We start from the raw sequence: 19,655 nt of genomic DNA, 5'->3' as shown, positions 1-19,655 counted from the left end.
GAGCACGCATTATGTTGCCGATCCGCCGTGACATCCGTTTCGCCCTGCCCGCCGAGCACATCAAGGACTGGCATGAACAGGGTCCGTTCATCACGCACTTCTTCAATGCGCTGTCGCTGCTATTTCCCCAGGGCGAGCTGTTTTTCATGGACAGCGTGCGCCACTACCGCCAGCGTATTGATGACCCTGAGCTAAAAAAAGAGGTCCAGGGGTTTATCGGCCAGGAAGCCATGCACAGCCGCGAACACGTGGCCTACAACGACTTGCTGCAAGCGGCCGGGTTGCCGGCGCATACCTTGGACCGCCGATTGAAGTTCATCCTCGACTGGCAGAAAAAACACCTGCCGGCGTCTTTCAACCTGGCCGTGACCATTGCCCTGGAACACTACACCGCGATGCTGGCCGAAATCCTGCTGAGCGATCCGTCTCGCTTCGGTGACTCACTCAAGGGCTACCAACAGATGTGGTACTGGCATGCCCTGGAGGAAACCGAACACAAAGCAGTGGCCTTCGATGTCTGGAACACCGTAATCAAGCCCGGACCCAAGCGCTATTTGCTGCGTACCGGGACCATGCTCACCACCACGGTGTTTTTCTGGCTGGTGGTGTTCGACTTTCACCTACGCCTGCTGATCGCTGACCGCAAGTCTGGCGGGCATCTGAAAGGCTTCTGGCGCATGCTGAAATTTCTGTATGGCCCAAGGGGCGTGTTCCCACGGATGCTGGTGCCGTGGCTGCATTACTTCAAACCCGGCTTTCACCCCTGGGATCACGACAACCGTGCGCGCCTGGCCGGGATTGACGACCTGGTCGAGGAGATCGAGCAGACCCAACGCGTGTATTAGGCTTGTGCCAAGGCAGCGCGCTCACGCACAAAGCCTTCCAACTGATCCCCCGGCAGTGCCTTGCTGAAATACCAGCCCTGGATGATCAACTCGGCGCCGGTATTCAGGAAGGCCAACTGCTCGGCGGTCTCCACGCCTTCCACCACCACGCCCAGGTTCAGCGCCTCACAGAAGCGCAACATGCCGGTCATGACCTGAGCGCCCTTGGGATCGTGCTGGGCCACCACGAAACTACGATCGATCTTGATGAAATCCACCGGAAACTGATGCAGGTAACTCAAGGCCGAAAACCCGGTACCGAAGTCATCGATATAGACCTTGGCGCCGATGGCTTGCAGCTTCTGGATAATCTGGCGCGTGGCTTGGATATCGCTGACCAGCGCGTCTTCGGTGATTTCCACCGAGACTTGCCCGTGGGCCTGGGCCAGGATTTCTACGAGGCGCTCACCGTAGGCGGCGTCGGTCAAGGTCGCGCTGGAAATATTGATGGTCATCGGCAAGGCAAAGCCGAGCTTCTGCCACTTCTGGTATTGGCGCACCGCCTGGGACGCGACCCACACATCCACGTCCGGCATCAACCGCGCCTGGGCCAGCCATTGCAGGAACTCCCAGGGCGAATGCACCTTGCCTTGGGCATCGCGGGCACGCATCAGCGCCTCACAACCGGTGCACAGGCCGGTACGGGTCGAGACCTGTGGCTGGAATTCGAGGTAGAACTCGTAGTCGCTGATTTGCTGGATGCGGCTCAGTTCATTGGCTTGGCGCGCCAGGGCCTTGTGAGACGCGAGCACCGGGTCCAGCTCACGCAGCCGGCCCTTTTCTTCAAGACCTCGAAAGGTCATGTCCAGGGACTTGAGGTACACCGTGCCACCTTCAGTGGTCTGGCGATGGATCGCATGCACATACGGCGCATACACCAACGTGCCGAGGCCCAGCAGCGTCAGTTGCAACGCCACTGCCGCGAGGTCGCCGTGCGTGCTCAGGTAGGCATTGAGCAGCACAGGCGCCGTAAACGGAACGCTGACCACCGCCGGCGAGACCCAGCCCATCTGCACCACCGTCAACGCCACCATGGCGTTCAACGCAGGCACAATCAGAAAGGGAATGAACAAGCGCGGATTGAGGATGATCGGCAAACCGAACAACAGCACCTCACTGACGTTGAACAGCGACAGCGGCAGACTTGCCACCGCCAACAAGCGCATGGACTGACTCTTGGAGAACAGCAAGATCGCCAGCAACAGGCATAGTGCTCCGCCCGAACCGCCGATAAACGCGAAACTGCCCAGCAGGCCGCTGTTCAACAGGTATTTGATCGGCTCGCCCGCCGCCGCCGCCGCATTGTTCAGCACCACCGCCTGGTCCAGCACATCGAACAGCGGCTGCATGGCATAGACACCGTGGATGCCGAAGAACCACAGCAGCGAATTCATCAGGGTCACAAACAGGCCGCTACCGTAAGGCGATTGCAAGGCATCAATTACTTGTGGTCCCTGCAACTGCGCCACATAAGGCACCTGCAACAACACGGACAGCACCATCACCAACGCCAGCGCGGTGATCGCGCCCGGCACCACCATATTGATCGTGCCCCGCAGGTTTTGCCCTACCAAGTCTTCATTGACCAACCGAGTCCAGCGATAACGGTGCAGCCAGGCAATTGCCGGCACATTCAACAGCGGCGAGGCAATCGCGATAAACAGGACGAAGGTGGCTGAAGCCCGGGGGTATTCACGCAGGATAAACGTCGCCACCACCACATGGGCCAGGCACAGGAACGCTACCGGCAGTTGTGGCAGACGATGCTGGATTGCCAGCATGTAACCGATGGACGCAGCGACGAGCAGCGGGATCACGGAGCTGATCTGGTTATGCAAGCCAGCGAGGAACGCCACCACTTGCGCATCGAAACCCAGCACCCGCGCGCATTCAGACAGGATCAGGAAGCTTGCCGACACCAACAGGCATGGCAGGATCCACAGCAAACCTTCGCGAATCGCTCGAAGAGACTCAGTGCTGGCCAAGGCAGCCAGACGTTGGGTGAAGAAAAGCTTGAACAGCGTTTGCGCCATGACCCATCCCTCTGCCCATCGCCCTCTGTCCCTGGAAGGCAGGGCCGGAAATACGGGGTTAACGCTACACGTCCTGGCACGATGAGCGAAAGTCTTTTGCCATTCATCCAGGTGTTTTTTCCGTAATGGACGACAGGCAATTCCTTAGATTCTCTAAATAATTGAATTTTCTTACGTGGACCACTGACCAAATCTGCTGCGGTGCGGATAGCCTACCTGTTATTGTTTTTACTCAACCTCATACTTGCAATGACCCACCGCCGGCTACGCAAACGCGCCCGCCATATCCAAAGCCCGGCCATCGAATGGAGTAAGTCCTTGTCACCACCCGGCGATAACCACCAGTTGGCATTGAACAGGTTCCTCAACGAACACCCCGATGTCGCCGCAGAACTCGACACCCTGAACCCGCTGGCCGCACAAGCCAAGGGCGAAACCCTGGCGCACTACCGCGCCGAACGGCTGCACGAGGCCTTCGAAGCCGAGGCCGAACGCCAGGGCCTGTTTGCCTGGGAGTTGACCCTGAAACTGACCGCCGAGTCGCCCGAAGCCTTTGAAACCCAACGCCTTGAAGTACACAAGGAAGTGGCACAGATGGCGGGGTTGAGCTGGGACGAGTACTGTCGGATGCATGATTTGGCCGGTTGACGCACTAGCCCATGAACCATAGGCACCGACGGGCTGCCAACCCCTCGCACAGCTCGGCAACATCGACGGTTCGCTGCTCGGGGTCCATGGCCAGTGCTGAACATAACAAAGGCCAGTACTGCCTGGGCAGTTGCCTGGGCCGCGGCAATCGTTGATTACGTTGACGCTCTACGGGCCGCCGTCCCTCTGCCATTTCGTAGAGCACTCGGGCCACCCCATACAAGTCGGCGCTCGCCGACGGCAACCCGCCTGCCATCAGCTCCGGCGCTGCATAGGCGGGAGTCCAGGCATTCAGCCGGTTGCGGCTCAAACCTGGTAATCCAGCCTCCGCCTGGGCTTGCGCGTGACCCAAGCCAAAATCGAACAGGCGTACCCCCTGCTCCCCGACCATGATATTCGCCGGTTTCACATCGCCATGCAGGACACCTTGCCGATGGGTGTAGGCCAGTGCATCCAGCAGTTGCAGGGCCATGGGCTGCAACTCTTGCCATGGCAATCCCTGAGGACATTCCGGAAGCACTCGGTCGAGCGTCAGGCCGGGCATCAGTTCCATGGTGAAGAACGCCACTTGGTGCGCCGTGTCTACCTCGAAAGAAAATGCACGTACCACATGGTCATGTCGCAGGCTTCGGGTCAGGGCGAATTCGCTGTAGAGCAGCACATGCGCGTCGGTGGATGCGGATAGGGTCTCGCCTAACAATTTCAGCGCCACGCGACAGTCTGGCTCGCCGAACGCTTCATGCAGCAAGTCCCGCGCGCGATAAACCACACCCATGCCCCCGGCACCGAGGATTCGCTCAAGCTGATAGCGCCCGGCCAGCACTTTCGGCGGGCCTGCCGCCGCGCTCATGGCCGGACCACCACGGCGGTCAGGTCATCCCGCGCCGGCCCCAGCAGCACACTACTGAACAACCGATCTACCACCTGCCGTGGCGTGCTCGCGCTCATGGCATTCCCCAATTCCCGGTGACTGAGCCCCTGGTACAGGCCGTCGCTGCACAACAAAAACACGTCACCGGGCTGGGAACGCAGTTCCAGTATCTCAAGGCTCAATGGCTGCCTGGCACCCACCGCGCGAGTCAAGGCTCTTGCGCCAGGATGAGCCTGGGCGAGTTCCGGGCTCAACTGTTGCGTGTCTATCAGTTGCTGCTGCAAGGAGTGGTCCCGCGACAGTTGATACAGCCGCTGCCCTCGCCACAGGTAGCATCGGCTATCCCCGGCCCAGATACAGGCGGCACGATCATGCGCCAATAACAGCACCACCACCGTACTGCCCATGATGCCCGCCACGCCATCGGCGGGTTGTAACTGGCTGTCGAGACCCCGCAGGCACCGTCGAACGGCCTCGATCCGTTGGTCGAAATCGCCTTGGTCAGGCAGTGCAGCAAGGCTGCGAACCACCCATTGGCTGGCTACATTTCCGGCATGATGCCCGCCCATACCATCCGCCACCGCCCAACAACCACGTTGCGGGCAATCGAGGAAGGCATCCTCGTTGCGTGCACGGCTCTTGCCTTGCGCCGTGCGCCCGGCACTAAGCCATGACTGTGCACCGCTCACAATTGCTCCGGCAGGCGGAAGGTGCGCCACGTCGCCATTTGGAATGGGCTCGGGTCGCGTTGACTGGTGAGCAGGTAATTGGCCCGCAGGCCAGCCAGGTCAGCCTTGAGAACCTGCGCATCCCTGCCGCTCGCGGGCTCGCTTTGCATCAGGTCGAAAAACCGGAACATCGACCAGGCGCCACGGTCCTTCTCAATGCCCAATGGCCGCTCGGCACCGCGCTCCAGCACCAGGCTGCTGCGACCATTCTCCGCTTCACTCGGCCAATGGAACGCCATCGACACGATCGGGCCGTGGCGATATTCCAACTGCTGATCACCCACCCGCAGCGTCGCCCGGCTGACGGCCTGGTCCAGGCTGTAGGGCGCCAGCGTGAACCGTACGGCCCAATCTCCCTGATCCTCGTTGAAAAAACCTTGGCGAATGATCTGGGCCTTGGTCAGCTGTTCCAGTAACAAGCGCGACATCGGCAGGCTGCGCCCTTCTATCCCCCGCAGGCGATAGCGGTTGCCCTCGACGGTGACGAACGGCCGCAGGTAACTCTCATAAAAGCGCGCCATAGCACCCCGAGGCTTGAAAAACGCCTGGAAGTCGCCTAGGGCAACATCACTGCCCGCATGCGCATCGAATGGGTAACGACGCTGAATGGCTTTCGCGTAGAAGCCATAGACTTCGTTTTGATAGTGCTGATTCACAAACCCGTAGGCGCCATCGAGCAGCTGGCGCCAGCTTTGGTCGGCAATGCCTTCGAACCACCCTTTGAGCGGTTGCGGAAAGCGAGCCGCCGTGTCACGCAAGTTGCCCAGCAGCGGCTGCTGTCCATCCATCCGTTGCCTGGCCATTTTGAACGCGGCCTGCTCCGGTGAACTGTCCCGGCTCACTGTCGACAACTGCAATTGCAGCTCATCCAGCAAGCGCAATGCCTGCGTCAACTCGCCCCTTGGGTTCTGCTGTTCGTCGAGCAATTGGTGCAAGGGCTCGAAACGGCGTTGCAAGGCACGCCGGGCATTATCAGGTAACACTGCTCGGGTCAGGTCCCTGGAAGTCACCGCGCCCAGCTCGCCGACTTGCTGGACTTCCGTTTCAAGTCGATCGGAAACCGACACTAACCGAGTGTTTTCGCGCACCTGCTGCAACAGCTGCACCAAAGCCGATTGAGCCGATGTAAGGCTTGCAAGATGTTCAGCGCCTTGTTGCAGGCTGCCACTTTCCCGCAGCTTGATCCGACCGAGGGCGTCGCTCCAGGCGTCGGCGTACTCACTGAAATAGCGCTGTTCCAGCGCCAGCATCAGCCTGCGTAGATCCACGACGCTCAGGTCAGTACCCTCTCCAAGTACCCAATTGTCCTGAGCAATGGCATTGACCATCTGAGTACCCTGCTGTTCGAACAGCAGCAGGTATTTCTTGGTGTAAAACCCCGGTATAGGCGGCTCGCCCCTGGTAAACGCCGGACCTTCGGCCAAGCGATAAGGCTCCAGGTTTCGCGCTTGCTCCCGCAGCGCTCTGTAGACCACCTCCATCAATGACTCACCGCGTAATACCAAGCGAGCCTGGGCGACCAACTCTTCATTCAATGGCGCCTGAAACGGTTGCTCGAGGAGTCGTAAAAAGTGTTCATTCAAGCGCTTATTCGCCGAAGAGTCTCCCGACCACTGGCCAGACACATACTCTGCCAGCCAGCCCTTATCAAGCCGCCCACGCAGATTGAGCATCAGGTAGGCACGTAGGCTATCCAGCAGGTGTTCGCGGTCACCCAGGCTTCCTCGCACTCGCCCTTCGAGCAGGGTGGTCACGTATGGCAAAAACTGCTGCTGCAGGGCGTGTTCATAAGCTGCAGCCAGTGGCGGACTACTCAGCGCCCCCTGATACAAGCCGGCCCGATCGATCCACCGTGCTTCGGCCTGTGGCGAAAACACTTGGGTTGCCGCCAGTCGACTGTCCAGCAGCGCCAGCAAAGCATGGCTCTCGTCCGCCCCTCGCAGCGGGGCGGGCTGGGTGTTGATCAGTCCCCGTAATTGCACTAGGCGCTGATGGTTGAACGCGTAACTGTGCGCCCACACTACCCCCACAGCCCCGATAACCACAGTCGCTGCCAGCGCCATCAATCCGTGGCGTCGGCGTATGCGCTGCCGCTCCGGATCAAGCAGCCCGGCCAGGTCGGCCTCGGCAAAAATCACGCGCTTAAACAGCCCCTGTACAAAATGGGGACGTACATCGACGGTCTTCGCACACGTCAGATAGAAACCTCGCAGGGCATTGATAGGCTGATTGCGATTGACAGAAAACGCCGCCTCGATAAACAGGCATAGACAGTCACCGATGCGTGCGAGCTGCCGGGGAAAATCAAGCATGCGCCCTCGACGCTCGACATTTCGCTCGTGATGCAAGCGCGGAATCAACTCCCCACCCAGGCGTTGCAGCAAGCTCTCGAACACTGCTCTCACTTGGACGAGGTCGGTACCCAGATACCCTCCCAGGACCTGTTCTGCATCATCGCCCTGCTGAGCATCAAAAAACTCGGCAAACCCGGCCAACCGGTCAGACTGGGTCAACACCAAATACACCGGTACATCCACGTGCAGTGTTTGCTGGATATCCTGCAAGCGGGTACGCACATGGCGGGCATGACGTTCCAGGTCGTGCTCATTGCTGCTTGAAAGTGTGTCGACTGACAACGTGACGACCACGCCATTGAGTGGCCGCGACCTACGCCGCCGCTTGAGCATGTCGAGTAGGGTCGACCATCCCGCGTCATCCACTGAAGGGTCCGGCTGGCCCAAATAACGGCCCGCTGCCTCGACCAGTACGGCTTCTTCGGCAAAATACCACTCACACCAAGACGTAGCCCCCTGTGGCGCCGTTTCAGGGGAGTCCAGTGCAGACGGCAAGCCGCTGGCCGCCAGCAGGCTGGTCTTGCCGCTGTCTTGCTCGCCAATCAATAGATACCAGGGCAACTCGTCTCGCCAACGCTCGCTGCGCTCACCGTAGCGTCGTGAGGTTTTCAACGCCTGCAGCGCCTCCTTGAAGCGCTCCCGCACCTGTCGAATTTCATCGTCGATCAATGCCTGCCGCTGATGACGCTCATGCTCTGCAGGCTGATTCAACCACACGGTACGACGCGCGCCCACCACGACCATCGCCAGCCCCCACAGCAATAGAAACCCGCTGATGGTCAGCAAACGGGACGTCGGGCTTTGCCAGAAACGGTAGTCATCCACCGCCAGCAAGGGCCCGAAAAACCACACCAGCAGTGCACTGGACAGCACTAGGAGCAAGCTGTATACCCAACTTTTGCGCAGCACCGTACCCACTCCTTTGAAGAATGCGTTCATCCATTGCTCCCAGCGTTACGAGGGTGTCCGAGAAACGCCTGACACCAGAGATTGAAGAGATTGAAGAGGTTGCAGCGCCGCCTCGCGCTCCTGGTTCAGCACCCAGGCAAACCCCGAATACATCACCAGTAAACAAGCCAGCACACAAATAACGACCCACATGACGGAGAGAATCCGTATTCGTACCCGAGGAACTTTCCCTCTCTCGGGAGTGATGGATAGCGGCACCCGGTCACCTCGCACATGCCTGACCTGGCGGTAAACAGCATCTTGGATCGTTTCCAGTTGCCCCCTTCCCCGCTCCATGACGCGGTATTTGCCTTCGAATCCCAACGACAGGCACAGGTACATAAGCTCCAGCATGGCAATATGCTTGACGGGATCGCGGGACAATCGCTCCAGCAACTGGAAAAACTTTTCACCACCGAAGGTTTCGTTGTGAAAGCGGCTCAACAGGCTCTTCTTCGACCAATCGCTGCAACTGCCCCAAGGCGTGGTGACTACCGCCTCGTCGATGACACTGCACAGCACATAACGCGCCGACATCACCTGGCTGCTCTCTGCCCCCAGGTGCAAGGCATGGGCCTCAAATGCGCTGATGGACGATGAGAGCTGGTCATTGAGCGCTTGCAAGCTTTCCCGAGCGGGGCTGGCCTTGAGCTGGGCAACCTGCGACAAGAGCTCCCAGCCCGCTGCCAACAGCATGTTGGTGCCCATTTTGAAACGCTGCCCCGGGAGGTTGGCGGCGTAGATCATCCGATCTTCCAACTGTGCGAAGCGTGGCGGCGATGGGAAGTCTGTAACGGGTCCCAGCGCCGGCCCGAGCCCATCACGGTCAAGCAGTACGGTTTTTTCATCCTGCGGGTATTCACTGCCCTTCGTCATGGTATTCAGTTCCTGATAGCCCAGAAGTTGAGTTCCAGCTCGGCGAATTCGCCGCTCGCGTGGAAGGCAAAACCACCCGACTGCTCCAACTGCGCGATGTCACGAGGACTGAGTTCGAGCATGAAATAGGTCTTGGCGGCGTGATACGGAATCTGCCGCGGCGCGACCGGCAGCGGCTGGACCTTGATACCGGCCAGGTGCAGGTTCACCAACTCGCGGATGCGCTCTACGGGGCCGATCTTGAGATGCGCCGGCAAACGATGGCGAAGCTCTTCCGAATCACATTGGGCGGTGGCGGCCAAAATGAAGGTGGCGGTGCCGAGCAACTTGAGATCACTGACAGGGCAAACTAGCACCCCGTATTGCCGCTTTTGCAACGCCAACTCGATGGCATGTTGTTCCAGCACCGACGACAATACAGCGCGAAGCCCCTCCATCAGCCCACGAAAGCTCGCCCCCTGATCGCCATGCCGGTAGTGCACGGCAAGTTGTGCGCGCTTGTTATCGTTGGCGAACGTCGACAGTTCGCCGAGAATCGAGAGCAACTCCCGATACAGCAGCTCCGGACGCACTTGAGCCTGCACCAGGTAGTGACGCAGGACCAACTCGGCACGATTGATCAGTTGCAGCATCAGAAAGTCGCCGACCTGTGCTCCTGTCGAGGCACCACTCCCCTGGATTCGCGTTGCAATCGCATCGCCACGCGTCGCCAGCAGACTGATCACCTCCTTGATGCATGACGGCACATATCCGGCGCTCTGGAGATAGATGAACGTCGGCACAAAGTCCGCATCCAGGCTTACGCCATCCTCGCGAGTCGAATCCTGCACTTGGGCGACCTGGAGCTTCACGTAGAACGCATCACTGGGCCCATCGCCCAGCATCAGCCGAAAGTCCGGGTGTGCACAGTTGATCTGGCAACGAGAATCAACGCCGGCGTTGGAGTCGCCGATTTCCGATTCACAGGCGACGTAGCGTGCCAGCACATCGCTTTGCTCCTTCCTGCGCACCTCAACCTGATTCTCGGTCGCCAGCGGCAACGCCAGATAAACAGCTTGCCTGCCCGCATTGGCAGGCACCTGCAACACCAAAGGCTCCATCGCGCCGCTCAACTCAAACAAGCTGCCGTCCGGCAATACTCCGCTGGCCTGGTTGACAACGACCTTGCCCAGATTGAGGTACTGCATATCGATGTCCAGGGTCAGGAACCCCCACGCATCACTGCTCAGCAACCGAGTTCGGTTGAGCTGTCGATGGTAGTAGCGGTCATTGTGTTGCAAGTGCTGGGGCCGCAACAGCATGCCTTCTTGCCAGATAACGTTATGGACCTGCATCTCAATTCTCCGTCCTGTCAGTCTGAGGGGTTGCCATCCGTAGCCCCGTCTGGTCCAACACAATGTCGGCACGGGTCAATTGCCCCGGGACTACCGGCAGCACGAGCCGCCATTGCACATGAGGCAAGTCGCGATACGCCGCCAGCACGCCGACATAGCGGCTATGCGGCTGGACACTGAGCTTGAGTGCCTGCCGTTCACCAGGACGCAATTCCAACTCCTCGCTGCTGACCCAATCCTTGGAGAGTGTCTGTTCGGCGCGGTCGTAGAGGCTGAAAAAACCGGCATTTTCAAAGGCCACGGGGTGCCGCAGTTCAAGCAGTTGCACCACCACGGGAGAGGGGCGACCGTGCAGGTCGGGGTTGACTTCGTCACCTGCGATCAACGTCAAGTCCAGTTTGGTCAGGGTCGAAAAAGGTGAAAGACTGCTACATCCGGCCAACAGGCACAGTGCTGACAGCATTGATAGGGCCGCAACTCGGCACGCGAACATCATCCTGGGCACCCCACATTCAGGGCGGAAACCAGGCGTACCTGCTCCTCATAGGCACTGGAAAAATCATTGCGCGACCACTGATGGCCCAAGGGATCTTCGTCAACCAGTCGTCGATAGTGGCGTTGGTATGCCCGCCAATAAGCGGCCTGGGTGAAAAACCTGGGTGACTTGCCCTCGCGCTCGAAGCACAGCAACAAATGTCCAGGCGCAAAGGCTGCCAATGCACCCCGCACCGCGGTCCGACAAGCCACGATCATGGCCACTTGATGAACTTGCAGGTCTCGACAGGCCTGGGCGACGGCTTGCTCGGCACCGAGCTCTCCCGGGGCTCCAGCACCCAACAGTGACGCCATGGCAGCCTGGCTGTCGGCGCAAGCTTTCAGCGGGTTGAGGATGTTTGACACTGGGGGGGTCAATGCAATGTTGATCTCGCTGTTCAGCTCATCACGGGTTCGTAGGTTTTGCTGCAGCCCTTCGATGACTTGTTTGAACAGCCCTGCCACCTTGATCGCGAGGGCTTCGCGACCTGGCGTATCAAGCGTATCCACTTGCACACCCAATGCTTGCGCGAACTGCGGCCAGAACACTTCCGAGGCAGCAGGCAAGGCCATGGCGGGTTCGGGAGGTATCTCTTTCCTGTCGGGTTCAGCCCATGTCGGTACGATCAGATGATCGCGATCCACGGGCCCTTGAATGTGCGATTGGAAAGTCACCTGCGTTGACGTATCCAGGCCGTCCAATTCTGCCGATGAGCTGACACGCATTTGCTCGCGATCCAGCGCGTCAACAGGGTCAAGCCCGAGGAACGCGTCGTCTGGAATCACATCATCCCCAGCAAACGACCGCCGTTCATTTGCCACTAACCGGGCACGAATTTCCAACCGTCCCAGTTGGTATACTTCACCCTCGATGATCAACCGCGCCTGCCCTTTGTCCAGGCGTTCCATGCTGCCTGAAACACTGATGCCGTTGCTGCTGATATCCGTCAGGTAATAGTGGCCTTCTCGATAACTGACCAAGGCGTGATGACTGGAGATCAGACGATGGGGATCGGGGATGATCCAGTCACAACCCGTCCCACGGCCGATCACACCGCCAACACCATCAAACGCCTTGCGCGCCAGCGGTTCATTATTCACGCCACTGCAGACTTCAAACACTAATTGCATGGCAGAGCTCTCCTGCTCACTGCCCACGACGTGTCGCCTGGGGGTCACCCAACGGACGGTAGTCGGCATCATCAAAGACATAATTGGCGTTACAGCCGCTCAACAAACACAGCACAAGCACCAGGGCTTGCCACGGATGAAAAAACATCAGGTATCTCCCATGAAAATCAGGTGCCCACACTTCTTCCATTCAGCCTTCCTCACGGACATCGCCAACGGGAATCTTCAGGCGCGCCAGGCGATAGAGCAGCGTGCGGCGGGCGACGCCCAGCTCACGCGCCGTTCGGGTGCGATTACCACGGTTCTTGTGCAGACAATCGATCAGGAACACCCGCTCTACCCGCTCCAGACGTTGGCGCAACGTCGCATCGACGGAGTCATTGGCTGGTGGCGCAGGCAAGGAAAGATGCACCGGCAGGATCACCCCGTCATCGCAGAGCAGTACCGCACGCTCCACCAGGCATTTGAGCTCACGGACATTGCCGGGGAAGGCGTAGCCCGACAGTTGGTCAAGGGCCGCGCTGGACCACGACACCGGCACACGTCCAAGTGCAATGGAAGCTTGTTGCGAAAAATCCCGCGCCAACAGCAACACATCGCCGTCACGCTCGCGCAAGGGCGGCAGTTCGATGGGGAATTGCGCCAGCCTGTAATAGAGGTCTTCGCGAAAACTGCCTTGGGCTACCATCGCGCAGAGGTCACGATGTGTCGCAGCAATGATGCGCACGTCAACCTTGTGTGCCGCAGTAGCGCCCAGCGGGCGAACTTCGCCTTCCTGCAGGACCCGCAGTAACTTGGCCTGCAGCGACAGCGGCATATCGCCGATTTCGTCCAAGAGCAGCGTGCCTCCATGCGCCGCGTCAAACAGCCCGACATGGTTGCGTTCAGCTCCCGTGAAAGCCCCTTTGCGATAGCCAAACAACTCGCTTTCCAGCAATCCTTCGGGAAACGCCGCACAGTTTTGCACCACGAACGCTTTGCTTTTGCGCGGACCTGCAGAATGGATAGCCCGTGCCACCACCTCTTTGCCTGTCCCCGTCTCGCCGCGCAGCAATACGGTGTAAGGCGTCTGCATGACCTTACCGATCAGGCGGTACGTCTGATCCATCGCCGTACTGCTGCCGATCAGCCCAAACTCCGCTCGAGGGGCCGGTTTACAGTCACTCAAAAGGGCGATACTTCCTGTGGAACACTGACTCTTCAGTAGAGCCCGCTGCGTCAAGGCAAAACTTCCCAGTTGGCTCAAAGAGAGGGAGTAGTCCTGCAAATTTCTCCGGCATTGGCTGGCAAGCAGCAACACGCCGTTGATGGCCTTGTCGCGGTTGAACAACGGCACGCATGACAGCGCTTCCCAGGGAGTCTCCAGCGCTGGCAGAAACCCGCACTCGTACATGCTGCCGGTGAGGTCCTCCAGGCTAAGAGCCGTTTTATGGTTGAGTACATAGTGCAACACCTGCTCATGCTGAAAGTCCTTGGTTCCGACTGGATCGCCGGAACAAAGCACTCCGAACAAATGCTGGGCAATCAGTTCAAGTCGGCCAGTGGACTCATCGCGCCAGTACCACTGACTGAGTTCGCATTGGCTCAACTGCGCCGCAGCCGCAACACAGAGCCCGGGCAAGGTGATTTCGTCGCCATCGGCACCCAGGCGAACGAACCAGCCTAGCAACGCGTCGAGGTATGCCTGTGATTGGGGCTCCTGGGTGGGTCGGCTCTCCCTCATTGGCTGAACTCACAGAGGGGAGAACCATTCTCCGTCAGGTACGCATGCACATGCGCAAAGGGTTCGTCTTGAGCCATCGCCGCCAGCAAGCGATCCACCACCTGCGGCAACAAATGCAGTTCGATCCATTGGTCAAGGTAGCGAGCGCCGCTATCGCTGTGGGCGCAACGCTTGGCCATGTGTGCAACCAACTCGGGCGTATAGCTGAACGCCAGCTTGCGCAGATGCAACCGTTGACCCAAGCGTTCCAGCTTGAGTCTTGTCAAATCATGCAGAGCCTCACCCGTGACCGGGTAATACGGCACGACGCGCATGCGAGCCAGCAATGCGGGTTTGAAGTGGTCGCGCAGCAACGGCCGGATCGCCTCTTGCAGCACTTGCACTTCAGGTCGCGCGCCGTCTGCGCACAGTTCACCGATGCACTCGCTGCCCAAGTTGGACGTCATCAGGATCAGCGTGTTGCGAAAGTCAATTTCCCGGCCTTCCCCATCATTGGCCAGGCCTTTGTCGAAAATCTGATAGAACAGGTTCAAGACTTCCGGGTCGGCCTTCTCGACCTCGTCGAGCAACACCACAGAATACGGGCGTTGACGTACGGCTTCGGTCAGCACACCGCCCTCGCCGAAACCGACATAACCGGGCGGTGCGCCAATCAAGCGAGACAGTGAGTGTTTTTCCTGGAACTCCGACATGTTGAGGGTGGTGACAAAACGCTCACCGCCATACAACAGATCGCCCAGGGCCAGCGCAGTCTCGGTCTTGCCCACGCCACTTGGGCCCACCAGCAGGAACACACCAACCGGGGCCTCGGCCTTGTTGAGCCCGGCTGCAACGGCGCGCAGGTTGCGGTCCAGAGCCTGCACCGCTTGTTCCTGGCCAAGAATGCGCGCGCGTAGAGCATCGGCAAAACCCAGCACCCGTGTACTGTGCTCACATGCCAACTGTTCAACCGGGATACCGGTCCAGCCACTGATGACCTCCGCCACCAGGTGCGGGCATACCTGCTGCGCCGATGTTTGTTGCTCCTGCCAACACTGCTCCAGAAGCTGGCGCTCGCTTTCCATCTCCTCCATGCGTAGGTTCAACCCGTGCAATATTTGCTCATCCACGGGAAACCCTGCATCCCTGTCACGACCTATTGCCTGAAGCTGCCGCACGCCTTTCGCCTGTTCCGCGTAGAGGCGTTGCAACACTTCGGGCGCCGCCTCCCTACGGGTACGCAAGCGAGCGCAAGCGGTGTCCAACACATCCACCGCCTTGTCGGGCAACTGGCGCCCGCTCAGATAACGGGCACTCATCTGCGCCGCCGCCACAACCGCATCGTCCCGCACGTAAACGCCATGGCTGCGCTCATATACCGAGACCAGTCCGCGCAGGATCGAAACCGCCTGCTCGACACTGGGCTCGCCAACCAGTACAGGCTGAAAGCGCCGTGCCAACGCCGGATCTCTCTCGAAGTACTTCTTGTATTCCGACCAAGTGGTCGCAGCGATGGTGCGCAATTCACCACGGGCCAAGGCCGGTTTCAGCAGATTTGCCGCATCAGACCCACCCGCCGGAGCGCCCGCACCGACCAACGTATGCGCCTCATCGATAAACAGGATCACCGGTTTGACCGAGGCATTGACCTCGTCGATCACGCCCTTGAGGCGCCGCTCAAATTCTCCCTTGATGCTGGCTCCAGCCTGGAGTAGCCCCATATCCAGGGTCAGCACCCGCACATCCTTTAGAGCGGCTGGCACCTGCTCGGTGGCAATGCGCAGCGCGAGGCCTTCGACAACGGCCGTCTTGCCTACCCCGGCTTCGCCGACAAGTATTGGGTTGTTTTTGCGCCGGCGCATGAGAATGTCGATCAGTTGGCCGATCTCAGCTTCGCGGCACATCACCGGATCGATACGGCCTTCAAGCGCCTGGCGCGTCAGGTCGTGAGTGAAGTGTTCCAGCAATGACTCGCTCGTCGGCGAAGGATCCGTGCCAGGCGACTGACTCGACACAAAGCCCAGTAAACGCTGCGTATCCAAGCGGTTCAACAAAACCTGATAGGCACTCCCCGCATGGTGCAGCGGGTGACGCAGCAGTGCCAGCAACAGCGCGCCGTGATCGACTTCGGTCTGGCGCAGTTCCAGATGGGCAACCACCAAGGCCTGCTGCAGCCATTGCACAAGCGATTGGGCAAACACCGGGTTGCGTGATGCACTCGCCTCCCCCTTGGGCTGCAGTGCCGCTTGCAACTCACCCACCTCAATGCCTGCATCTGCCATAGCCCGTACGAGAAGGCCGTCTTGATGCTCCAGCAAGGCCAGCAACAAGTCTTCCACCAGTACTTCTCTGCCGCCGCGCGTTACGCAACGTTCAGCAGCGCGCACCAAATCCCGACGGGCCTGGGTGGTCAATGTCTGAATAAGTTGTTGCAGATCCACATTTATCATAATGATTCATCCCTCATGAGCGTTGCCCGGCACCATGACCACCCCGTCGGAGCAGTCATGCGCCAGCCACGTGGTCCAGCCGAGGCGACAGACGTTGTGTTCACCAATGTGCAACGGTCGGATCTCTTCCTTGGCCAGCACCAGCCGCACGTCATAGTCCAATGGATCCCGAGATGTGAGGCGCACCAATGAACACAGCAGCGGGTAGTCGGGCCCAGTGGGCAGAAACCCATGGAATTGCTGCCAACCCAGGCCCTGCAGATGCACCCTGAACTTGCCACTACAGTCGGCAACCCGACTGCCCAATACCTGGTCACGGCCAAGTACGCTATTCGCGGTGCCGAGCCGATTTCGCTGTGCGTCAGCGATTGCAACCGTGCGCAGTACCCACTGCTCAATGAACAAGCGGGGGTGTTTGAAGTAGTAACGCAACACCGTCTCGATCAAGGCTGCCGAATGCGCCCGCAGGCTAAGTAACCCCAAGTAAGGCAACAGCCGCTTGCAGTTCAATTGCGCGACACTGCGAATCTGCTGGCCGCTCAGGCCGATCAACGCAAACATCTGCTCGGATAACGTGTCACGCGCGCCTGCCTGGAACCGCGCCCGGTAACGGTACTTGCGCCAGATGGGTAGCATCAGTCGTTGCAAACGGTGATGAAACACGTCCAGAAATTCTCGCGTAGTACTGCCACCCACTCCGTCGGCACACGCTTGCTCGCCATAAAACGCCGGCAAGGGCGACCCCGCGCCACACAAGCCCAAAAGGTTGAGGCGAAGACGCGCACGCAACTGCCCGTGCTCACTGAAAAACTCCACCCGGTCAATATCGTGACCGGGAAAGCCAAGACCTGGATTGGCTTGAAACTCCAACAAGTCATACAACGCGTCGTCATCCGACAGGGGATGGGCTTCGCGCAAGCGGTTGATCACCTGCAAAACCGCCTGGAACAGCGAATACTCGCGGATGCCCCGGGACAGTCGCGTCAAAGCAGGGGCTGCTGCCCCATCCGTGGTGGCCATAGGTACACGTCTCCTTGTGTACTGATGACTCGTAGTTCGTGGTAAGCGTTGAGACTGGCGTAAAGCGCGAAGAATTCGTTGAGTACCGACGCGAAGACGAACACTTCGCCATGCCCCAGAAAGCCTTGGGGGTCGATGCTCAGATCAATTCGTATCCCCCGAAACGGCAAGCCCCGTTGCAATCGGTCGACCGCCGTATGACTGACGGATCGCATTGCGCCCAGCTTCCTCTCACTGACCTTCTGCGCTTGCCGATCGTGGTAGCGCGGTAAGTCATAGGTTTGAAGGATCACCTTCAAGGCGTTGATGTCGCTCAACGACAGATAGTTGAGCGACAGGTTGCTAATCAATCGCCAGAGAAAATCCTGATCCAGGGGTGGCGGGAAACTTGCCGTTGGCGCGCAGATGTTCCGAAACGACAACCCCTCTGGCGTCTGTTCGCAGGGCAGGTTTATGTCCCCAAGCTGCAACAGCCGAGGCAGGTTGTGATTGGTACACGTCAACTCGATCGACAGTGTTTGCTGCTCTGACTCAGGACCGTTACCAAACGCAAGCCAGGTTTCAAGCCCTGCATGCTGTGCCGATGGCCGTTGACGAATGCTATAACTCGCCGGGCTATCCGCCTGGTCGGTGTCGCCACCATGTTCGAAGGATTCGAAGGGCACGTAAGCCTTGTATCCACGCCCACCCGGTTGCCACCCTGTGACACTGTCGACGGAAAATACACTCGCGTTTTCCCGTGAGTATTCGCCAGGGACGAGCAGATACTCATCCTGCTTGCCGTCCAGCCGGATGGGCACCGCATCATGCTTGAACAGGTTCACGATAGGGGTGCAGTACAGTTTGACGTTCTCCAGGGTGGGCTGCTGGGACTCACGCCATGGCGTGCGCAACTCGAAGCGCAACATCACCCCACGCACCTGCTTGAGCAATTCGCCAGGTAATTCCTGCAGCACGCCCAAGCCCCCTACATCGACAAACAGGTACTTGTCAGGAAAGGCAAAATACTCCTGCAGGTGGCGATACCCTGGAAAGGTATTTTGCGGATACGGGATCAACGCCTGTTCCTCGCTGAAACCCACCGGCTGGACCTGGTCGGCGCCCAGCCGCAGTGATAACGCCTGGCCATTAGCCCCGTTGACCGGCAGGCCATCGTGGCCCAAAGGTAGCAACTCGATACCGTCAAGATGACGCAGCAGGCTCAGGTACAGCTCCTGGCTGATGTAGCGATCTCCGGCGAGATGCAGGCGCAACTGAGTGAAGGTCCATTCACTGAAATTACCTTCGGCGCTCATGTCCAGACGCAGGCTCAACTTCCCCCGCCCTGCCTGGGTGCCGTACTCCAACGCGCTCAGTTGCAGCGGTAGAACCTGCGTGGCATAGCAGGTCCGAAAACGGCACCGCTCGCCATTGACTGCGGCGCTTTCGACCGGCGTGTCCCTCGCCACCCACACGTCCGGACCGGAGTGTTTCAACGGATCAAATTGCAGCATGCTGAACGCGGGCATCGGGCGCATGTAGTTGGGCCAGAGCAAATGCATCAGCGAATGTGTCAGTTCTGGAAGCTCGTCATCGAGCTTCTGGCGCAAGCGCCCCGTGAGAAACGCAAAGCCTTCCAGCAGTCGCTCTACATCCGGATCTTGACCCGACTCTGCGAGAAAGGGAGCAAGCGCAGGATTGCGCTCGGAGAACTGACGACCGAGCTGGCGCAACGCACTGAGCTCGCTTTGGTAATAACGATTAAACGACATCCGGCAAGACCTCTACCCGACCGGAATCGCATAGCCGAGCGGTGAACACCACGGGGCGCTGGGTGCCCTTGATCATCAAAGTAGCTTCAATGGCGAAGGCCAGGGCCAGTGGGTCGTGGTCCCTCGGCAACGTCTTGACCCGCACATCCTTCAAGCGCGGCTCGTAGGCGCGGATGAATCGCTCGATCAACAAGCGTGACTGAGACAATGACTCATGCAGGCTCTGGTTCATGTCATTGAGGTCGGGCAAGCCGTAATCGGGCAGCGTCTGCACACTGCCCGCACGGATGCTGAGCATTTTTCCCAGGTGGATCGCGACGGACGTCACGGCACTTGCGGGAGTAGCCGGGCGCTCAAGGCGCTGGAAAAGACTCTGGTGGTTGGGCATGAC

Annotated in this window: 17 protein-coding genes; 3 read left to right on the top strand and 14 right to left on the bottom strand. The window is 59.3% G+C overall.

From position 1 onward, the window contains the following. The first annotated feature begins 11 nt into the window (after nt 1–11). Entirely contained in the window at nt 12–845 is an 834-nt protein-coding gene (locus tag WH299_RS16940) for a metal-dependent hydrolase (protein WP_122728277.1), read from the top strand. Here WH299_RS16940 and WH299_RS16935 read toward each other — a convergent pair. After that, nucleotides 842–2,917 carry an EAL domain-containing protein gene (locus tag WH299_RS16935; protein ID WP_339550837.1) on the bottom strand — a complete coding sequence of 692 codons (2,076 nt, stop codon included), beginning with the start codon at nt 2,915–2,917 and terminating at the stop codon, nt 842–844. The two genes, WH299_RS16940 and WH299_RS16935, sit on opposite strands and share 4 nt — an antisense overlap. Before the next feature lie 318 nt (nt 2,918–3,235). Between WH299_RS16935 and WH299_RS16930 the strand changes: the two genes are divergently transcribed. Beyond that, entirely contained in the window at nt 3,236–3,565 is a 330-nt protein-coding gene (locus tag WH299_RS16930) for a DUF6388 family protein (protein ID WP_016980200.1), read from the top strand. A 4-nt stretch (nt 3,566–3,569) separates the two neighbouring features. Here WH299_RS16930 and WH299_RS16925 read toward each other — a convergent pair whose 3' ends face one another. Genes WH299_RS16925 through WH299_RS16885 form a run of 9 tightly spaced genes read right to left on the bottom strand, consistent with a single transcriptional unit; the run spans nt 3,570 to nt 13,794 of the window. Then, nucleotides 3,570–4,415, bottom strand: coding sequence for a serine/threonine-protein kinase (locus tag WH299_RS16925; protein ID WP_126571316.1), 846 nt, complete (start codon nt 4,413–4,415; stop codon nt 3,570–3,572). After that, a complete protein-coding gene (locus WH299_RS16920; protein ID WP_123476889.1) occupies nt 4,412–5,125 on the bottom strand; it encodes a PP2C family protein-serine/threonine phosphatase in 714 nt (237 codons plus the stop codon). The genes WH299_RS16925 and WH299_RS16920 overlap by 4 nt, the downstream gene beginning before the upstream one ends. Further along, the gene (gene tssM / locus WH299_RS16915) at nt 5,122–8,457 is read right to left on the bottom strand and encodes a type VI secretion system membrane subunit TssM (RefSeq protein ID WP_339550836.1); all 3,336 of its coding nucleotides are present in this window, start codon (nt 8,455–8,457) and stop codon (nt 5,122–5,124) included. Before tssM ends, WH299_RS16920 begins: the two co-directional genes overlap by 4 nt. A gap of 15 nt (nt 8,458–8,472) precedes the next feature. Beyond that, nucleotides 8,473–9,342: a type IVB secretion system protein IcmH/DotU gene (gene icmH / locus WH299_RS16910; protein WP_126571313.1), complete on the bottom strand. Its 870-nt coding sequence runs from the start codon at nt 9,340–9,342 to the stop codon at nt 8,473–8,475. A gap of 5 nt (nt 9,343–9,347) precedes the next feature. Beyond that, entirely contained in the window at nt 9,348–10,676 is a 1,329-nt protein-coding gene (gene tssK / locus WH299_RS16905; protein ID WP_122684768.1) for a type VI secretion system baseplate subunit TssK, read from the bottom strand. A 1-nt stretch (nt 10,677) separates the two neighbouring features. Then, complete coding sequence (gene tssJ / locus WH299_RS16900) at nt 10,678–11,139, bottom strand: type VI secretion system lipoprotein TssJ (RefSeq protein WP_339550834.1); 462 nt, start codon at nt 11,137–11,139, stop codon at nt 10,678–10,680. Nucleotides 11,140–11,168: 29 nt separating this feature from the next. Next, nucleotides 11,169–12,341, bottom strand: a complete 1,173-nt coding sequence (tagH, locus tag WH299_RS16895; protein ID WP_339550842.1) for a type VI secretion system-associated FHA domain protein TagH — start codon at nt 12,339–12,341, stop codon at nt 11,169–11,171. Nucleotides 12,342–12,357: 16 nt separating this feature from the next. Next, the gene (locus WH299_RS16890; RefSeq protein ID WP_028616507.1) at nt 12,358–12,489 is read right to left on the bottom strand and encodes a hypothetical protein; all 132 of its coding nucleotides are present in this window, start codon (nt 12,487–12,489) and stop codon (nt 12,358–12,360) included. Nucleotides 12,490–12,531: 42 nt separating this feature from the next. Continuing rightward, on the bottom strand, nt 12,532–13,794 hold the full coding sequence (locus WH299_RS16885) for a sigma-54 interaction domain-containing protein (RefSeq protein ID WP_339550841.1): 1,263 nt from the start codon (nt 13,792–13,794) through the stop codon (nt 12,532–12,534). On the opposite strand from WH299_RS16885, the gene WH299_RS16880 reads away from it, so the two are divergent. After that, nucleotides 13,786–14,007 carry a hypothetical protein gene (locus tag WH299_RS16880; protein WP_256656647.1) on the top strand — a complete coding sequence of 74 codons (222 nt, stop codon included), beginning with the start codon at nt 13,786–13,788 and terminating at the stop codon, nt 14,005–14,007. The two genes, WH299_RS16885 and WH299_RS16880, sit on opposite strands and share 9 nt — an antisense overlap. A 53-nt stretch (nt 14,008–14,060) precedes the next feature. On the opposite strand, the gene WH299_RS16875 is transcribed toward WH299_RS16880, so the two are convergent. From WH299_RS16875 to tssE, 4 genes are read right to left on the bottom strand one after another with little or no spacing between them, the layout of a single operon-like run. Beyond that, nucleotides 14,061–16,493, bottom strand: coding sequence for an AAA family ATPase (locus WH299_RS16875; RefSeq protein ID WP_339550833.1), 2,433 nt, complete (start codon nt 16,491–16,493; stop codon nt 14,061–14,063). 6 nt (nt 16,494–16,499) lie between these two features. Further along, nucleotides 16,500–17,513 (bottom strand): type VI secretion system baseplate subunit TssG, encoded by a 1,014-nt coding sequence (gene tssG, locus WH299_RS16870; protein WP_126571308.1) that lies wholly within the window; start codon nt 17,511–17,513, stop codon nt 16,500–16,502. Next, nucleotides 17,477–19,264 carry a type VI secretion system baseplate subunit TssF gene (tssF, locus tag WH299_RS16865; protein WP_339550831.1) on the bottom strand — a complete coding sequence of 596 codons (1,788 nt, stop codon included), beginning with the start codon at nt 19,262–19,264 and terminating at the stop codon, nt 17,477–17,479. Before tssF ends, tssG begins: the two co-directional genes overlap by 37 nt. Continuing rightward, nucleotides 19,254–19,652, bottom strand: coding sequence for a type VI secretion system baseplate subunit TssE (gene tssE / locus WH299_RS16860; protein WP_122684756.1), 399 nt, complete (start codon nt 19,650–19,652; stop codon nt 19,254–19,256). Before tssE ends, tssF begins: the two co-directional genes overlap by 11 nt. Between the last annotated feature and the right edge of the window lie 3 nt (nt 19,653–19,655).

The organism is Pseudomonas sp. MYb541 (assembly GCF_037479595.1).
GTDB lineage: Bacteria > Pseudomonadota > Gammaproteobacteria > Pseudomonadales > Pseudomonadaceae > Aquipseudomonas > Aquipseudomonas canadensis.
This window is presented reverse-complemented; position numbering and strand designations above follow the sequence as displayed.

Excerpts from the sequence above, each read along its gene's own strand:
- WH299_RS16940 (WP_122728277.1), top strand. The coding sequence starts at position 12 with ATGTTGCCGATCCGCCGTGACATCCGTTTCGCCCTGCCCGCCGAGCAC.
- WH299_RS16935 (WP_339550837.1), bottom strand. The coding sequence starts at position 2,917 with ATGGCGCAAACGCTGTTCAAGCTTTTCTTCACCCAACGTCTGGCTGCC.
- WH299_RS16925 (WP_126571316.1), bottom strand. The coding sequence starts at position 4,415 with ATGAGCGCGGCGGCAGGCCCGCCGAAAGTGCTGGCCGGGCGCTATCAG.
- tssM (WP_339550836.1), bottom strand. The coding sequence starts at position 8,457 with ATGAACGCATTCTTCAAAGGAGTGGGTACGGTGCTGCGCAAAAGTTGG.
- icmH (WP_126571313.1), bottom strand. The coding sequence starts at position 9,342 with ATGACGAAGGGCAGTGAATACCCGCAGGATGAAAAAACCGTACTGCTT.
- tssK (WP_122684768.1), bottom strand. The coding sequence starts at position 10,676 with ATGCAGGTCCATAACGTTATCTGGCAAGAAGGCATGCTGTTGCGGCCC.
- tssJ (WP_339550834.1), bottom strand. The coding sequence starts at position 11,139 with ATGCTGTCAGCACTGTGCCTGTTGGCCGGATGTAGCAGTCTTTCACCT.
- tagH (WP_339550842.1), bottom strand. The coding sequence starts at position 12,341 with ATGCAATTAGTGTTTGAAGTCTGCAGTGGCGTGAATAATGAACCGCTG.
- WH299_RS16890 (WP_028616507.1), bottom strand. The coding sequence starts at position 12,489 with ATGTTTTTTCATCCGTGGCAAGCCCTGGTGCTTGTGCTGTGTTTGTTG.
- WH299_RS16875 (WP_339550833.1), bottom strand. The coding sequence starts at position 16,493 with ATGATAAATGTGGATCTGCAACAACTTATTCAGACATTGACCACCCAG.
- tssG (WP_126571308.1), bottom strand. The coding sequence starts at position 17,513 with ATGGCCACCACGGATGGGGCAGCAGCCCCTGCTTTGACGCGACTGTCC.
- tssF (WP_339550831.1), bottom strand. The coding sequence starts at position 19,264 with ATGTCGTTTAATCGTTATTACCAAAGCGAGCTCAGTGCGTTGCGCCAG.
- tssE (WP_122684756.1), bottom strand. The coding sequence starts at position 19,652 with ATGCCCAACCACCAGAGTCTTTTCCAGCGCCTTGAGCGCCCGGCTACT.